Source organism: Lentzea sp., assembly GCF_035525475.1.
In the GTDB taxonomy this organism is placed as follows: domain Bacteria; phylum Actinomycetota; class Actinomycetes; order Mycobacteriales; family Pseudonocardiaceae; genus Lentzea.
Window position 1 is genome coordinate 1 of record NZ_DATLEC010000227.1, and the last position, 14805, is coordinate 14805.

16 protein-coding genes are annotated in these 14805 nt (G+C 69.3%); 4 read left to right on the forward strand and 12 right to left on the reverse strand.

Annotated elements, in window-relative coordinates; all coding sequences use genetic code 11:
* The 5 genes from VM306_RS34265 to VM306_RS34285 all read right to left on the reverse strand — a co-directional run.
* Positions 1 to 1885, reverse strand: a 1885-nt coding sequence (locus VM306_RS34265; RefSeq protein WP_325522338.1) for a glycoside hydrolase family 2 protein, incomplete at its 3' end; no start/stop codon positions are given.
* A gap of 7 nt (positions 1886 to 1892) precedes the next feature.
* The gene (locus VM306_RS34270; RefSeq protein ID WP_325522340.1) at positions 1893 to 2858 is read right to left on the reverse strand and encodes an ABC transporter permease; all 966 of its coding nucleotides are present in this window, start codon (positions 2856 to 2858) and stop codon (positions 1893 to 1895) included.
* Positions 2855 to 3799 carry an ABC transporter permease gene (locus VM306_RS34275; protein WP_325522342.1) on the reverse strand — a complete coding sequence of 315 codons (945 nt, stop codon included), beginning with the start codon at positions 3797 to 3799 and terminating at the stop codon, positions 2855 to 2857. The genes VM306_RS34270 and VM306_RS34275 overlap by 4 nt, the downstream gene beginning before the upstream one ends.
* Positions 3780 to 5270, reverse strand: a complete 1491-nt coding sequence (locus tag VM306_RS34280) for a sugar ABC transporter ATP-binding protein (protein ID WP_325522343.1) — start codon at positions 5268 to 5270, stop codon at positions 3780 to 3782. Before VM306_RS34280 ends, VM306_RS34275 begins: the two co-directional genes overlap by 20 nt.
* Complete coding sequence (locus VM306_RS34285) at positions 5260 to 6300, reverse strand: ABC transporter substrate-binding protein (RefSeq protein WP_325522345.1); 1041 nt, start codon at positions 6298 to 6300, stop codon at positions 5260 to 5262. Before VM306_RS34285 ends, VM306_RS34280 begins: the two co-directional genes overlap by 11 nt.
* 122 nt (positions 6301 to 6422) lie before the next feature.
* Between VM306_RS34285 and VM306_RS34290 the strand changes: the two genes are divergently transcribed.
* Positions 6423 to 7415 carry a LacI family DNA-binding transcriptional regulator gene (locus VM306_RS34290; RefSeq protein ID WP_325522427.1) on the forward strand — a complete coding sequence of 331 codons (993 nt, stop codon included), beginning with the start codon at positions 6423 to 6425 and terminating at the stop codon, positions 7413 to 7415.
* On the opposite strand, the gene VM306_RS34295 is transcribed toward VM306_RS34290, so the two are convergent.
* From VM306_RS34295 to add, 6 genes are all read right to left on the reverse strand, one after another.
* Complete coding sequence (locus VM306_RS34295; RefSeq protein ID WP_414672486.1) at positions 7416 to 7913, reverse strand: O-acetyl-ADP-ribose deacetylase; 498 nt, start codon at positions 7911 to 7913, stop codon at positions 7416 to 7418. It lies immediately after the preceding gene.
* Positions 7914 to 7970: 57 nt separating this feature from the next.
* On the reverse strand, positions 7971 to 9236 hold the full coding sequence (locus tag VM306_RS34300; RefSeq protein ID WP_325522347.1) for a tannase/feruloyl esterase family alpha/beta hydrolase: 1266 nt from the start codon (positions 9234 to 9236) through the stop codon (positions 7971 to 7973).
* A gap of 11 nt (positions 9237 to 9247) precedes the next feature.
* Positions 9248 to 9616 (reverse strand): STAS domain-containing protein, encoded by a 369-nt coding sequence (locus tag VM306_RS34305; RefSeq protein ID WP_325522349.1) that lies wholly within the window; start codon positions 9614 to 9616, stop codon positions 9248 to 9250.
* 98 nt (positions 9617 to 9714) lie between these two features.
* Complete coding sequence (locus VM306_RS34310) at positions 9715 to 10434, reverse strand: helix-turn-helix transcriptional regulator (protein ID WP_325522351.1); 720 nt, start codon at positions 10432 to 10434, stop codon at positions 9715 to 9717.
* A 251-nt stretch (positions 10435 to 10685) separates the two neighbouring features.
* Complete coding sequence (locus VM306_RS34315) at positions 10686 to 11555, reverse strand: SGNH/GDSL hydrolase family protein (RefSeq protein ID WP_325522353.1); 870 nt, start codon at positions 11553 to 11555, stop codon at positions 10686 to 10688.
* Between the two features lie 142 nt (positions 11556 to 11697).
* Complete coding sequence (gene add, locus VM306_RS34320; protein WP_325522355.1) at positions 11698 to 12699, reverse strand: adenosine deaminase; 1002 nt, start codon at positions 12697 to 12699, stop codon at positions 11698 to 11700.
* Between the two features lie 174 nt (positions 12700 to 12873).
* Between add and VM306_RS34325 the strand changes: the two genes are divergently transcribed.
* The gene (locus VM306_RS34325) at positions 12874 to 13368 is read left to right on the forward strand and encodes a nucleotidyltransferase domain-containing protein (RefSeq protein ID WP_325522357.1); all 495 of its coding nucleotides are present in this window, start codon (positions 12874 to 12876) and stop codon (positions 13366 to 13368) included.
* A 10-nt stretch (positions 13369 to 13378) separates the two neighbouring features.
* Positions 13379 to 13699, forward strand: a complete 321-nt coding sequence (locus tag VM306_RS34330; protein ID WP_325522358.1) for a hypothetical protein — start codon at positions 13379 to 13381, stop codon at positions 13697 to 13699.
* Positions 13700 to 13772: 73 nt separating this feature from the next.
* On the opposite strand, the gene VM306_RS34335 is transcribed toward VM306_RS34330, so the two are convergent.
* A complete protein-coding gene (locus tag VM306_RS34335) occupies positions 13773 to 14159 on the reverse strand; it encodes a nuclear transport factor 2 family protein (RefSeq protein ID WP_325522360.1) in 387 nt (128 codons plus the stop codon).
* Between the two features lie 58 nt (positions 14160 to 14217).
* Here VM306_RS34335 and VM306_RS34340 point away from each other — a divergent pair, with 58 nt between their 5' ends.
* Positions 14218 to 14790 (forward strand): PadR family transcriptional regulator, encoded by a 573-nt coding sequence (locus VM306_RS34340; RefSeq protein WP_325522362.1) that lies wholly within the window; start codon positions 14218 to 14220, stop codon positions 14788 to 14790.
* Positions 14791 to 14805: the final 15 nt, after the last annotated feature.

Here is a 14805-nt window from a genome sequence, read left to right on the forward strand (position 1 = left end):
CGGTGCGCGCCAGGCCGTCCTGGTGGCGCAGGTAGCGGTCGGTGTACCCGGCCGTGGTGACCCGGAGCGACACCGGTTCGCCGCGCCCGACCTCGGTGCCCCGCGCGATGGCCAGCACCCGCAGGTTGACGTCGCGTACCCGCTGCTCGTTGACCTTGAGCACCTGCCGGTCGTAGGTGTAGAAGCCGTTGATCTCGTTCTCGACGTCGTACGGCTCGGTGTAGACCGACCCGGACAGCCCGCGCGAGTGCACGAACCGACCGACCTCCTTGGTGATCTCCACGTACCGGGTGGTCAGCGAGGTCTCGTCGGGGAACAGGTCCCCGTAGGCGAACCCGGCGCCCACCTGGTACTCGTGGCCGGTGATCCGGCGGCCCAGACCGCCGAACTCGCCCAGCACCGCGACCCGCGTGCTCGACGGCGTCCGGGTGCCGGTGGACATCTGGTAGGCGTGGTCGTCGATGACGTCGCCGTTGCCGGGGTCCGGGTCGGAGGCGCAGCAGTTCGAGCCGGAGTTGTGGTTGACCAGCCGGGAGCCGTCGAAGGACTTGACGAGGTCGGCGATCCGGCCCGCCTCGTACTCGCCCCAGCCCTCGTTGAACGGCACCCACTGCACGATCGACGTGATGCCCTTGAGCTGGTCGATCATCCGGCGCAGCTCGGACTCGTAGTTGGCGTGCGAGTTCGGCACCTCGTCGACCGCGTCGACCGCGGGCATGTCCTGCCACACCAGCAGACCGAGCCGGTCGGCGTGGTAGAACCAGCGCGCCGGTTCGACCTTGATGTGCTTGCGGACCATGTTGAAGCCCAGCGCCTTCTGGCGTTCGAGGTCGAACCGCAGGGCCTCGTCGGTCGGCGCCGTGTAGATGCCGTCCGGCCAGTAGCCCTGGTCGAGGGTGCCCTGCTGGAAGACGAACTTCCCGTTCAGCAACGGCCGCATGACGCCGCCGACCATCGCCTTGCCGAGCGAGCGCATGCCGAAGTAGCCGGTCACCGAGTCACCGCTGCCCAGCGTCACGCGCAGGTCGTAGAGGAACGGGTCGTCCGGCGACCACAACCTGGCGTTGGGCACGGGAACCCGCAGCGAGGTGCCGGTCGCGCCGGTCTGCCTGCCGACGACCTGCCCGCCGCTGAGCACCTCGGCCGTGACGCTCTGGCCCGCGGTGCCCTGCACGACCAGGTCGAGCGCGCCCGCGCCGACGTTCGGGGTGGTGTCGAGGCGCGTGATGTTCGCGGCGCGCACCGGTTCCAGCCACACCGTCTGCCAGATGCCGGACGAGGCGGTGTACCAGATGCCGCTCGGGTCGCGGCGCTGCTTGCCGATCGGGTAACGGCTGCCGTCGATCGGCGAGCTGACGCCGACGACGATCTCGTTCGTGCCCGCGACGAGCGCGGAGGTGATGTCGAACGAGAACGCGTCGAAGCCGCCGGTGTGCGTGCCGACCTGCCTGCCGTTGACCCAGACCCTCGTCTCCCAGGTCACCGCGCCGAAGTTGAGCTTGACGTTCCGCCCGCTCCAGCCCGATGGGACGGAGAACGTGCGGCGGTAGAACATGTTGTCCTCGTGCCGCTTGATGCCCGACAGAGCGGACTCGATCGGGTACGGCACGAGGACGCCTTCGGCCAACGGCCTGCCGATCGGCGGACTGTTCAGGTTGGGTGCGCCCGCGAACTCCCAGACACCGTTGAGGTTCTGCCATTCGGGACGCTGCAGCTGCGGACGGGGGTACTCGGGCAGGGCGTTCGTCGGCGACACCTGAGAGGTCCAGGGAGTCGTCAGCGGAGGGGTCTTGGGGACCCACTCCACCGCCTGCGCCGCTGTGGGGGTGAGAAACGTCAGTGTGATCAGGGTGGAGACCAATACGCCCAGGACGCGTCTGGTCATGATGCTCCTATCTGCGCAGTATTCGTTGCAGGACAACGACGATGAGCAGGAACACCCCGCTCACCACTGACTGGTAGTTGCTGTCGAGGGTGCCGATCTGGTTGATGACGTTCTGGATGACCTTGATCAGCCCGACGCCGATCACGGTGCCGAGCACCGTGCCCATGCCGCCGGTCAGCAGGGTGCCGCCGATGACGACGACGGCGATGGCGTCGAGCTCGAGGCCGACGCCGATGACCGTGACGCCCGACTGCAGGTAAGCGGCGGTCAGGGCGCCGGCGAGACCCGCCAGCGTGCCGCTCATCGTGTAGACGAGAACCTTGGTCCTGGCGATGGGAACGCCCATCAGGACGGCCGACTGCTCGGCGCCACCGGTCGCGAACACGTTCTGGCCGAAGCTGGTGCGGTTCAGGACCGCACCACCGACGACGCAGAGAACGGCCACGATGAAAATCGGGTAGCCGAAGCCGAACACCGTGCCGCGGCCCAGTTCCACGAACGCGCTGTCCGCCGGGATCTGGTACGTGGTGGCGCCCTCGTCGGTGATGACGAGCAGCAGACCTCGCGCGAACAGCAGGGACGCCAGGGTGACGATGAACGGCGCCATGTTCGTGCGGGCGATCAGCAGGCCGTTGACCAGGCCGATGAGACCGCAGACCACCAGTGGCAGCAGCAACGCCACCAGGAAGCCGTACTGCGAACCCCAGGCCGCCAGCACACCTCCGAGCGCGTAGACCGAGCCCACGGACAGGTCGATGCCGCCCGTGATGATCACGAACGTCATGCCGAGCGCGATCACCGCGAGGAACGCGCCCTGCAGCGCGAGGTCGCGGACGTTGTCGAGGCTGCCGAAGCGCGGGAAGACCAGCCACGACACCGCGACCATGAGCACCAGCGCGACGGCGGCGCCCTGGCGTTGCAGGACCTTGGTCCTCGTCGCCGTCGACCTCGTGACGGTCGGTTGGGTGATCATCGGCGCTCCCGGGCCACGTACACGGCGGCGATGATGATCGCGGCCTGGATCATCTGCGCGATCGAGTCCGGCAGGTTGTGCTTGATCAGCGTCGCCCTGACGAGCTGCATCAGGACCACGCCGAACACCGTGCCGAGCACCCGGACCCTGCCGCCGGTCAGCGGGGTGCCGCCGACGACCACCGCGGTGATCGCGGACAGCTCCATGAGCAGGCCCATGTCGGCGGGGTCGCTGGCGGCGAGCCGGGAGGTGGCGAGGACGCCGGCGACCGCCGCGAGCACACCGCTGATGGCGTAGACGCCGACCAGCACCCGGTTGACAGGGAGACCGGCGAGGGTGGCGGCCTTGCGGTTGCCGCCGACGGCGACGACCTGGCGGCCGAACGTCGTGCGGTTGGTCAGCCCGGCGACCACCAGCGCCAGCAGGCCCGCGATGAGCACGCTGATCGGAACACCGAACAGGTTCCCGGTGCCGAGTTCGAGGAACGCCTGGTCGTGCAGCTGCACGAGCTGGCCGTCCGCGATCACCAGCGCCAGTCCCCTGCCGCCCACCAGCAGGGCCAGTGTGGCGACGATCGGCTGGATGCCGACCTTGGCGACGAGGAAGCCGTTGAACGCTCCGGCCAGCACGCCGACCACGAGCGCCATCACGATCGCGACGAGCGGACCGGCGCCGAGGTAGAGCGGGATGACCGCCGCGGCCAGCGCCATGACGGCGCCGACGCTCAGGTCGACGCCCTCGGTGCCGATCACGAGCGCCATGCCGAGCGCGACGATCAGGACGGGCGCGGCCTGCACGAGCTGGGTGGTGAAGTTGCCCACCGTCAGGAAGTTGGCCGTGAACACGGCGTTGAACAGCAGCAGGACGCCGACGGCGACGTAGACGCCGTTCTCCTGCAGCCAGCGCGTCCTGGCGGCCGTCCTAGTGGCTGCCGACGTCATCCTTCACCTCCGCCGCGATCGCCGCGAGCACGTGCTCACGGGTCAGCCGGTCGCCTTCCAGCTCGCCCGCCACCGCTCCGTCGCGCAGGACGACGAGCCGGTCCGCGCCGTCGAGCAGCTCGTCCAGTTCGGAGCTGATCAGCAGCACCGCCAGGCCTTCCCGCGCGAGCTCGTCGATCAGCGCCTGCACCTCGGCCTTGGCGCCGACGTCGATGCCGCGCGTCGGTTCGTCGAGGAGCAAAATCTTCGGCTCGGTGCACAGCCACCTGGCCAGCAGCACCTTCTGCTGGTTGCCGCCGGACAGCTCCGAGACCTTCTGCTCGGGGCTGGACACCTTGATGCGCAGTCGTTTCACGAACGTGTCGACGATCCGGTCCTGTGTGGACCGGCTGGTGATACCGAACTTGCTCAACCTCGGCAACGCCGCCAGCACGATGTTCTCGCGCACGGAGAGGTTCGGGATGATCCCCTCCGTCTTGCGGTCCTCGGAGAGCATGCTGATGCCCGCCCTGGTGGACCCCTTCACGTTGTGCGGCACCGGTTCGCCCGCGACGAGCACGGTGCCGCTGTCGAGCGGCAGGGCGCCGATGATCGCCTTCGCGGTCTCCGTGCGGCCGGAGCCGAGCAGCCCGGCGAGGCCCACCACCTCACCGGGCCGGATCGAGACGCTGACGCCGTTGATGCGCGGCTTGCTGGTCAGTCCGGTCGCCTCGAGCACGGGCTGGGTGTCGGCCTGGTGACCCTCGCCGAACGCCGTGGTGCCGTGCTTCTGGATCTCGTTGACCGACCTGCCCAGCATCAGCGACACCAGCTCGATGCGCGGCAGGTCCCGCAACGGCCCGCTGTGGACGTTCCTGCCGTCCCTCAGCACCGTGACCCTGTCGCAGATCCGGTACAGCTCGTCCATGCGGTGGCTCACGTAGATGATCGCGATCCCCGCCTCGTGGAGCCGGTCGACGACGCCGAGCAGCGTCTCCACCTCGCGCGGTTCGAGCGACGACGTGGGCTCGTCCATGATCACGACGTCCGCGTCCACGGCGACGGCCCTGGCGAGGGCCACCATCTGCTGCTCTCCGACCGCGAGCGTCCCGAGTGGACTGCGCACGTCGGCCGTGATGCCGTAGCTCTTGAGCAGCTCGGCGGCCTCGGCGTCCCGGCGGGCGCGGTCGATCAACCCGAACCTCGTGCGCGGTTCGCGGCCCAGGAACAGGTTCGCGGACACGCTCATCAGGGGGACGAGGTTGACCTCCTGGTAGATCGTGGAGATCCGGCCGTCGCGCCGGATCTGACCGGCATCCGGGGTGTGGATGCCGGTCAGAACCTTGATCAGCGTCGACTTGCCGGCGCCGTTCTCCCCGACCAGCGCGTGGATCTCGCCCCGTTCCAGGGTGAAGTCCACGTCGCTGAGCGCGTGGACGCCGGCGAAGGTCTTCGTGACGCCGGCGACCTCGATCACCGGATCAGTAGGCATTGGCGAGCTTCTGGGTGGCGTTCGTGGAGTCGTACTCGTCGTCGGAGATCACGATGTTCGCCGGGATCTCGTCGCCCTTGCCGAACTTCTCCAGCGTGTCGAACGCGAGCGGGCCGAAGCGCGGGTTGGACTCGACGACCGCGGTGTAGCTGCCGTCCGCGATGAGCTGCACGGCGTTGCGCGTGCCGTCGACCGACACGATCTTGATGTCCTTGCCCGGCTGCTTGTTCGCCGCCTTGAGAGCGGTGACGGCACCGATGCCCATCTCGTCGTTCTCGGCGTAGACGGCGGTGATGTCGGGGTTGCTCTGGATGAGCTGCTCCATCACGGCCTGGCCCTTGGACCGGTCGAACTCACCGGTCTGCTCGGCCACGACGGTGAGGCCGGGGGTGCCGGCGATCCCGTCCTTGAAGCCCTTGGTGCGGTCGGTGGTGACGTTGTTGCCGGAGGCGCCGAGCAGGATGGCGACCTTGCCGGTCCCGCCCGTGGCCTTGATCATCTGCTGGGCGGCGCGCTTGCCCTGCTCGACGAAGTCCGACCCGATGAACGTCAGGTAGTCGGTGCACGGCTGCGACGACACCTTGCGGTCGATCGTCACGACGGGCACCTGCTTGGCCTTGGCGGCGTCGAACGCGGGCTGCAGGCCGTCGGAGTTCAGCGGCGCCACGATCAGCAGCTTCGCCCCGCGGTCGATCAGCGACTTGATGTCGCTGATCTGCTTGTTCAGGTCGCTCTGCGCGTTCGTGTACAGCAGCTCGGCCCCCCGCTTCGCGGCCTCGTCCCTGATCGACTGGGTCTCCGCGGTGCGGAACGGGTTGGCCTCCTTCTCCGACTGGGAGAAGCCCACGACCGCCCCCTTGAGGTCGATCTGCGGGTATCCGGTCTTGCTCCGCGCGCAGCCGGGACCGGCGCTCTGGTTCTGCGCGGCACTCGCGGCAGGGCCACCGCTGGTCGTGGTCTGTTGGCTCTCTCTCGCAGTGCAACCGGTCACGAGCAGGGCGGCGACTGCGATGAGCAGGATGCGAGACATCTTTGGCTCCTACACGGGGCTGTGCGTGGTGGCGCTCTCAGGCGCTAGATTTGCATCGTTGTTCCAACGATGTAAAGACCCGAGACCGTCCCGGTACAATTCCCGGTACTCATCTGGAGGCTCTGTTGGCCACGCTCAAGGACGTCGCCCGCCTGGCGGGTGTCTCGGTCAAAACCGTGTCGAACGTGGTCAACGGCTACTCGTTCGTGAAACCGGACAACCGCCGCCGCGTCGAGGAGGCCCTCGAGGCGACCGGCTACCGCCCCAACCTGGGCGCCCGAAACCTGCGCCGGGGCCGCACGGGCTTCATCGCCCTGGTCCTGCCCGAGCTCTCCATCCCCTACTTCGCCGAGCTCGCGGGCCTCGTCATCGCCGCCGCCCAGGAGCACGAGTGGAACGTGCTCATCGAACAGACGTTCGGCACCCTGGCCGGTGAGCGGGCGGCCCTCGCGTCGCTGGGCCCGCACCTCGTCGACGCCGCCATCCTCAGCCCGGAGGCGCTGCAGGTCGACGACTTCCAGCTGTCCGTCCCCACCGTCCTGCTCGGCGAGCACGCGGTGGACGTGCCGATCTCCCGTGTCGGCATCGACAACGTCGCCGCCGCCCAGGCCGCCGTCCGCCACCTGATCTCGCTGGGCCGCACGCGGATCGCCGCGATCGGCGCGCACCCGCACCGAGGCACGGCGGCTCTTCGCCTCGAGGGCTACCGGGCCGCGCTGGCCGAGGCCTCGCTGCCGTTCTCGCAGGACCTGGTCGTGCCGGCGTTGAACTACCACCGCGCCGAGGGCGCCGCCGCGATGAGGTCGTTGCTGGACATGCGAACCCCGCCGGACGCGGTGTTCTGCTTCAACGACCTGCTGGCGATCGGCGCCATGCGGACCGCGGCGGAGCGGTTCGTGCGGGTGCCCGGCGACCTGGCCGTGGTGGGCTTCGACAACAACGAGGAGAGCGCTTACAGCTCTCCGTCGCTGACGTCGGTGGCTCCGGACAAGGGCGCCATCGCGCGGGCCGCCGTGGACCTGCTGCACCGCCGGGTGGACGCGCCCGAGGACGCGCTGGAGGACGTGGAGACGCCGTTCTCGTTGCTGGTCAGGGAGAGCACGGTGGCCCGGTGATCACACTCGGGTGAAGGCGTCGTAGGCCGCCTGGTCGAACAGGACGAACCTGACCAGGTCGAGCTCGGCGTCCTCCACCGCTTCGCGGGCGATCCGCGCGGCGCTGCGGACCGGCCAGCGGTAGATGCCTGTGGAGATGGCCGGGAAGGCGATGCTCCGTGCTCCGAGATCGCCGGCGACCTTGAGCGAGTTGCGGTGGCAGGCGGCGAGAAGCTCGGAGCGGTCCTCCGTGTCCGACCAGACCGGGCCCACGGTGTGCACGACCCATCGCGCGTTGAGCCTGCCCGCGGTCGTGGCGACGGCCTGGCCCGTCTTGAGGCCGCCGCCGTAGTGGCCCGCACGCAGTTCGCGGCACGCGGCGAGGATCTCCGGACCGCCCTTGCGGTGGATCGCGCCATCCACTCCCCCGCCTCCGAGCAAGGAGGAGTTGGCGGCGTTGACGATCACGTCGACTTCCTGCTCCGTGATGTCGCCCAGGACGTACTCGATGGTGGCCACGTCCTTGATTGGATCATGCCGGACGGCTGCACGCAGCGGGACAAGTCCGCGCCGAGGTCACCCCAACGGGCAAGTCTGCACGTCATCCGGCCGAGTCAGCGTCGCCGAAGCCGGTGGCGTCACTCCGTCCAGCCACCGCTCCAGCGCCACGAACGCCGACCGGTGGCACGGCGCGAGCGGCCGCAACCGGTCGGGATAGGTGTCGACCAGCCCGTCCACGTGCGTGCCCTGCTCGACCCGGTAGTAGCGGTGCAGCCGGTCGGGCGTCATCGCCGCGTACGCGTCCGAGTCCTGGCTGATCGGCAGCAGCACGTCGTACGTCCCGTGCACCGTGATCAGCGGCCGTTTCACCTTGCCCGTCAGGTCGATCCGTGAGACCGACGGCCCGGCGATGCGGCGTCGCGCGGCGTACGAGTAGTCCGCGTCGCAGTCGGCGGTTCCCGGAGCGCAGAACGGGACACCGGCCTCCAGCGCTCCGTCGAAGCCGGGATCGAACTCCTCGCGGTAGATGCGCTGGGTCAGGTCCCAGTAGTAGCGGTAGTGGTAGTCCCACAGGAACTCCGTGCCGGCCGGGAAGCCCGCCGCGACCATCCGGGCGTGTGCCTCGGCACTGCCCGCCAGGTAGGCCGGGTACGCGCGGAGCACGGGTGGCAGGAACGTCAACGGGTTCGGGCCGCCGACCGTCCACAGCGTCCCTTCCCAGTCGACGCCGCCGTCGTAGAGGTGCGGGCGGTTCTCCAACTGCCAGCGGACGAGGTAGCCACCGTTGGAGATGCCGGTGGCGATCGTGCGGCTCGGGGATCGGCCGTAGCGTTGCCGGACAACGGACTTGGCGGCGATCGTGAGCTGGGTGAAGCGCTGGTTCCACTCCTCCATCGCGCGGCCGTCGCGGTAGAACTGCGCGCCGGTGTTGCCCTTGTCGGTGGAGGCGAAGGCGTAGCCGCGGGACAGCACCCAGTCGGAGATGGCGCGGTCGTTGGCGTACTGCTCGCGCACGCCCGGCGCGCCGGTGACGACCAGGCCGCCGTTCCAGCGGTCCGGGAGCCTCAGCACGAACTGCGAGTCGTGCCAGCCGTGGTTCGTGTTGGTGCGCGACGTGTCCGGGAAGTAGCCGTCGACCTGGATGCCGGAGACCGGGTCCGGAACGGGCAGCCGGGCACTCGTGAGGCCCGCCCAGTCGGCCGGGTCGGTGTGGCCGGTCACCGTGGTGCCGGTCGTCGTGAGGTCGGCGAGGTGGACCAGTTGCTGATGTTCCGCGCCGGGGACCGTCATCGCCGGAACGGGCGGGGCCAGCGCGAGCACGAGTACCAGCGGGAGCAACATAGCTGGTCAAGCTAGTGGCGGTGGGCTCGCGGCGACATGGTTGCCTCCCACACAAGGCTCGCTTTGAAGGTGGCGAAGCCGAACAGGTCCAGCACGCGGCGCACCTGCGGCTGCGTGTGGCGGAGCTCGAACGTCTTGCCGTTGTGGTGCGCGGTGCACAGCAGGAGCAGCAGGCTGCGCAGGCCGCCGGCGGACAGGAACGTCACGTCGGCCATGTCCACCGAGACGTCGCTGGTGGCGGTGTCGGCGATGCCGGGCAGCACCGCGGCGAAGAACAGCTCACAGGTCGTCACGTCCATCTCGCCCCGGCAGACGGCCACGAACCGGGTGCCGGAGCGCTCCGTCCGCACAGCGAACGGGCTGGTCTCACAGGCGGTCATCGGGGACCTCACATCGGAGAGCGGACCACCATTCCACCTCAGCCGGCAACCGAGCGATAGCAGCGCGAACGAACCCACCGCCGCGAAAACGAAGCGCCTCAGCCTGACCACAGGGTCTGCGACGGTGAGACACCGTAGGCGGCGCGGTAATGCGCGGCGAAGACACCCGGACGGGCGTAACCCCAACGCGCGGCGATCACGGTGACCGACCCGTTCGCAGCACACAGGTCAGCGTGCGCACACGACAGACGAACGCGTCTGACGTAGGCCATCGGAGTCGTGTCGAGGTGACGACGAAACGCCAGCTGGATCGCACGGATGGACACGCGTGCGGCCCGTGCGACGTCCGCAGCCGTGAGGTCTTTCGCCGCGTTGGCCTCGATGAACGCGATGGCACGTCGCAAGGTCCGAGGGTGAGCATCGCGCCGATCAATCACTATCTCGTTGAGGGTGCTGTTCGGGAACGTGGCAAGCGTCGTGGCGACAAGCAGACGCGTCGCGTTCGACACCACGAGCGGACTCTCCTCGAACACCGGGAGTATCTCGTCGCGCAGATGCACACACGTGGACCGCCACGCATCAGCGGCACGCCGCGAGAGAGGCCGATACCCCTCAAAGCGAACGTCGTCTGCAACCTGGTCCACGACCTCCTGGCCCAGCACGACCATCGACACGTCGGGGTCGTCGATCGCGGCGCGGAACGGCCGGTCGGGCAGAGCCGTGAGGAACGCGTCGCCGGGAAGGAGGAACCGGTCCTCGCCGTCCGAGCTGTGCTGGATCCGGCCGCTGTCCAGGTGCCCGAACACGTAGTTGCGCAACGGGTCCCCGGTGGCCTCCAGCCCGATGCGGCCGCCGACCCGGTCGAACCGGACCCGGCCGACCGTCCGCGAGGCCATCCAGCTCGACGGGCGGTCCTTGCTGCCGTCGATGCGCAACCTGCTGTAAGCCGCGCTCAAGATCTCGTGCGCGGCGTCCAAGTCCGCCATCTCGACGACCTGTTCCACGTGCAGCAGGATCCTCGCCCGTCCTGGCGGTGTCCATCGCCGGGACGGGCGATTCCGGCGACCTGTCAGGCCCGCACGAGCGAGGCCAGTGCCGTCTGCCCCAGCACGTTCGGGTGGAACACGGCCTCCAGGCCCTCCTGCCCCTCAGCCAGCGCGTCGAACCCGCGCAGGAACGGCGTCCCGGCCTCGCAGAGCGCGTGGCCGTCGAACGTCTCCGGGCGGGAGAACGGGCTGGCGTACGTGGCGAACGCGCCCTGGCGGCGTGCGGTCGTCACGGCCGAGCGGAGGGTGGCGTCGATGCCGTCGGTGACCCTGTTGCCCTCGACGCGTTCCGCCGTGGTCAGAAAGCCGTCGCCGCAGATCGGGTCGAGGGTGGCTCCGGGAGGGTTCTCCGAAGTGGACACCTGGCGGCCGTAGCCCACCACGACGATGCGCGCGTTCGGGCTGCGCCTGTCGATCTCGGTGAGCAGGGCGGTGACGTTGCCGCCCATCTGCGGCAGCTTGGCCAGGATCGCCTCGGTCGGTGCGCCCGTGCAGTCGCTCAGGACGCACGTGCTGCCGAAGGAGGCGTAGTCGATGTCGTTGGTGCCGATGGTGAGCAGCACCAGGGTGGTGTCCGGCTTCAGCGCGTCCAGCTGGGCCGGGCGGTCCTTGAACGGGACCGACATGTCCGCGGTGGCGGCGCCGCTGCAGCTCGCGTTCGTGAACGAGCCGAGCCTGCCTTCGGAGCGCAGGCGGGCTGCCACCTGTTCGCCGTAGGAGTTGTTGCTGCGCCAGCAGTTCCCCGCGGTGCCGTCCTGGTAGTCACCGGCGCCCGTGCCCGACGCGAACGAGTCGCCGAGCACCACGAGCGAGGCCGAGTACGAGGCCTGGGCCGGTGTGGTGATCCCCAGTGCAGCCACGACGGCTGCCAGTAGGACGATGGTTCTCTTCACGGAAGTCCCCTTGTCGATGTCGCGCCCGGACACCCACTGTGCCCGAAACGGCGCATCGCTTGCCACCAAACGAGATGCATGCGGAGTGACAACTCGCTCACCAGGTGTTATGACGAGTGAGCTTCAGTCGTGAATGGACTTCTCACACCGTGGCGAGCACGGCCGCGATCTCCTCCAGCAGCGATGTCCTGCGCGCGTTCGGCAGGAACGACGCCAGCACGGCGTTCTCCGCCAGGCGTGCGACGTCCGCGTGTCCCAGGTCCAGCGCCGTGGCCACCGCCAGGTACTCGCCCTCCAGCGTGGCGCCGAAGAACGGCGGGTCGTCGGTGTTCAGCGTGACCACGACCCCGGCGTCGAGCATCTGCCGCACGGGATGCGCCTCGATCGACGTCACCTGCCGCGTGCGGACGTTGGACGTCGGGCACACCTCCAGCGGGATTCCCTTCAACGCCAGGTGTTCCAGCAGTGCCCGGTCCTGCGCGCAGCTGGTTCCGTGGCCGATCCGCTCGGCTCGCAGGTCGCGCAACGCAGACCAGATGGTCTCGGGCCCGCTCGTCTCCCCCGCGTGCGGAACGCTGTGCAGGCCCGCTTCCCTCGCGGCGTCGAAGAAGGGGGCGAACTGCGCGCGGCCGACGCCGGCTTCCGGGCCTCCGAGACCGAACGAGACCAGGCCGTCCGGCAGGTCCAGCGCGAACGCGAGCGTCTCCCTGCCCGCCTCCAGGCCCTTCTCGCCGGGGATGTCGAAGCACCAGACCAGGTCCACGCCCAGCGCGGCGGCCTCCGCCCGGCCGGACTCCAGGCCCGCGAGGACCTCGTCGACGGCCATGCCGTCCGTCACGTGGTTGTACGGCGTCACGGTGACCTCGGCGTACCGGACGTTCTGCCGCGCCAGGTCCCGCGCCAGGCCGACGACGAGGGTGTGGATGTCGCGGCGGTCCTCCAGCATCGACTGGACGGCCCAGTAGACCTTCAGGAAGTGGTCGAAGTCCCGGAACGCGTAGAAGCGCTCCAGCTCGGCGCGGTCGGCCGGCACCCCCGCCCCGGGGTGGCGGCGGGCGAGCTCCAGAACGGTGTCGACGCCGGCCGAGCCGACGAGGTGGACGTGCAGTTCGACCTTGGGCAGAGCATGGACGAACGAACGCATGGCGAAGCTCCCTGCGAAGTGGTGGAAGGTGTCGGCGGAACGGGACGACTCAGGGAGCGAGGTCGCCGCGTTCGGTGTCAGCGCCGTAGAGCGGCAGCTTGAAGTCCGGCACGATCAGCAACGTAGCAGGGAAATGCGGTGGCCCGGCAGCGGTTTCGCTGGTTCTCTGAGCGCATGACCGCGGAGGACGTGCTGGAGATCCTGGCAGCGCTGGACGGTGCCGACGTCTGGATCGGCGGTGGCTGGGGCGTCGACGCGTTGGTGGGCAGGCGGACCAGGCCGCACGACGACCTCGACCTCATGCACCGCGAGGAGCAGGAACCGCGGGTCCTCGCGGCTCTGGCCGGGCCGGGGTTCGCGGAAACCCTGTCGTGGCGCCCAGTGCGGTTCGTGCTCACCGATCCCGCCGGTCGCGAGATCGACCTGCACCCGCTGCGGTTCGCCGCCGACGGCAGCGCCGAGCAGTCCTCGCTGACGCCCGGCGCACCGTTCCGGTACCCGGCCTCGTGCTTCGTCACCGGCACGATCCTCGGCACGAAGGTGCCGTGCCTGTCCACGGAGCAGCAGCTCTACTTCCACCAGGGGTACGAGCCGCGCGAACGGGACCTGCACGACCTCGCGCTGCTCCGCGAACTCCAGGCCCGCGAAAGGAGTTGGCCGCACCACTAGCGTGGGGCGGGTGAAGGGATTCAACCCGAGCTTCGGTCAGGAGGCGGCGAAGAACTACGGCAACTCACCCCGCGGCGACGAGGACGGGGCGGTGCGGTTCCTCGCACAGTTCATCGACGTCGAGTGGATGGAGCTCGACCGCGTCGGCTTCGACGTCAACCGCTACGACCCCGTCACCCAGGTGCTCGACGAGAACCACGTGGAGATCAGCGCGGACGGCATCCGGTTCGGCCCGATCCGGCAGCGCCTGACCTACCCGTCGGAGTTCGACCTCATGGCGCGAGATCGCGGGACTGCGGCTGCGCGAGCGGTGGGGCGGCTGGAACGGTGAGCCGTTCGCGGCCTCCAGCACGCGGCACGTGAGCGTGTACGAAAGCGCCGCGTGACGTTCGCCGGGGTCGAGGTCAGGACGCCAGCGCTTCGGCCTTGATCTGCTCGAACTGGGCGGCCATGGCCTCCGACAGCGCCTGGGCGCCGGACAGCGGGCGCACCATCACGGTGAACTCGTCGATCAGCCCGTCGGCGTTCAGGTGCAGGAAGTCGCAGCCCTGGATCTCCTTGCCGCCCACCTCGGCGCGGAACACGAGCGCGTGGTCGTCGCCGTCGATGATCTCCCGCTCGTAGCGGAAGTTCTCGAACACCCGCATGACGCCGCGCAGGATCGCCGCGGTGATCGGCTTGCCGGGGTACGGCGAGAACGCGACAGGGCTGGTGAACACCACGTCGTCGGCCAGGCAGGCCTCGACGGCGTCGGTGTCGCGTGCCTCGACTGCCTTGCGGAATGCGTTCACGTGACAACCCCACAGTACTCAACTTGTTGACTAGGTCAGGGCACCGTAACCTGCGACTATGTCCCTGCGCAACGCCGTGATGGCCGCCCTGCTCGACGGGGAGGCGTCCGGCTACGACCTGGCCAAGGCGTTCGACGCGTCCGTGGCGAACTTCTGGACGTGCACCCCGCAGCAGCTCTACCGCGAGCTGGACCGGATGGAGGCCGAGGGGCTGGTCGAGGCGCGCGCGGTCGAGCAGGAGCGCAGGCCGACCAAGCGCCTGTTCTCCCTCACCGGACAGGGCCTGGAGGCGTTGACCTCGTTCACGTCCGAGCAGCACCGGCCGACCGCGATCCGCGACGAGCTGCTGGTCGCGGTGATGGCGGCGGACGCGGGGGACGTCGAGGCGGTGAAGGCCTCGATCAGGGAACGCCGGCGGTGGGCGGAGGCGAAGGTCGCGCGCTACGAACGACTCAGGGCCAGGCTGCTCGACGGCCGGACCGAGGAGGAGTTCCTCGAGCGGGCCGACCGGGTCGGGCCCTACCTGACGCTGTTGCGCGGCTTGTCGTTCGAACGGGACAACGTGCGGTGGTGCGCGCGCAGCCTCACAGTCCTGGAGCGGCGTGGTGCGCGGCTCGACGCGTCCGGGTGAGGTTGAATCGGTGTC

Bases quoted from the DNA above. Each gene is read 5' to 3' on its own strand.
- VM306_RS34270 (WP_325522340.1), bottom strand. From the start codon at position 2,858: ATGATCACCCAACCGACCGTCACGAGGTCGACGGCGACGAGGACCAAG.
- VM306_RS34275 (WP_325522342.1), bottom strand. From the start codon at position 3,799: ATGACGTCGGCAGCCACTAGGACGGCCGCCAGGACGCGCTGGCTGCAG.
- VM306_RS34280 (WP_325522343.1), bottom strand. From the start codon at position 5,270: ATGCCTACTGATCCGGTGATCGAGGTCGCCGGCGTCACGAAGACCTTC.
- VM306_RS34285 (WP_325522345.1), bottom strand. From the start codon at position 6,300: ATGTCTCGCATCCTGCTCATCGCAGTCGCCGCCCTGCTCGTGACCGGT.
- VM306_RS34300 (WP_325522347.1), bottom strand. From the start codon at position 9,236: ATGTTGCTCCCGCTGGTACTCGTGCTCGCGCTGGCCCCGCCCGTTCCG.
- VM306_RS34305 (WP_325522349.1), bottom strand. From the start codon at position 9,616: ATGACCGCCTGTGAGACCAGCCCGTTCGCTGTGCGGACGGAGCGCTCC.
- add (WP_325522355.1), bottom strand. From the start codon at position 12,699: ATGCGTTCGTTCGTCCATGCTCTGCCCAAGGTCGAACTGCACGTCCAC.
- VM306_RS34325 (WP_325522357.1), top strand. From the start codon at position 12,874: ATGACCGCGGAGGACGTGCTGGAGATCCTGGCAGCGCTGGACGGTGCC.
- VM306_RS34340 (WP_325522362.1), top strand. From the start codon at position 14,218: ATGTCCCTGCGCAACGCCGTGATGGCCGCCCTGCTCGACGGGGAGGCG.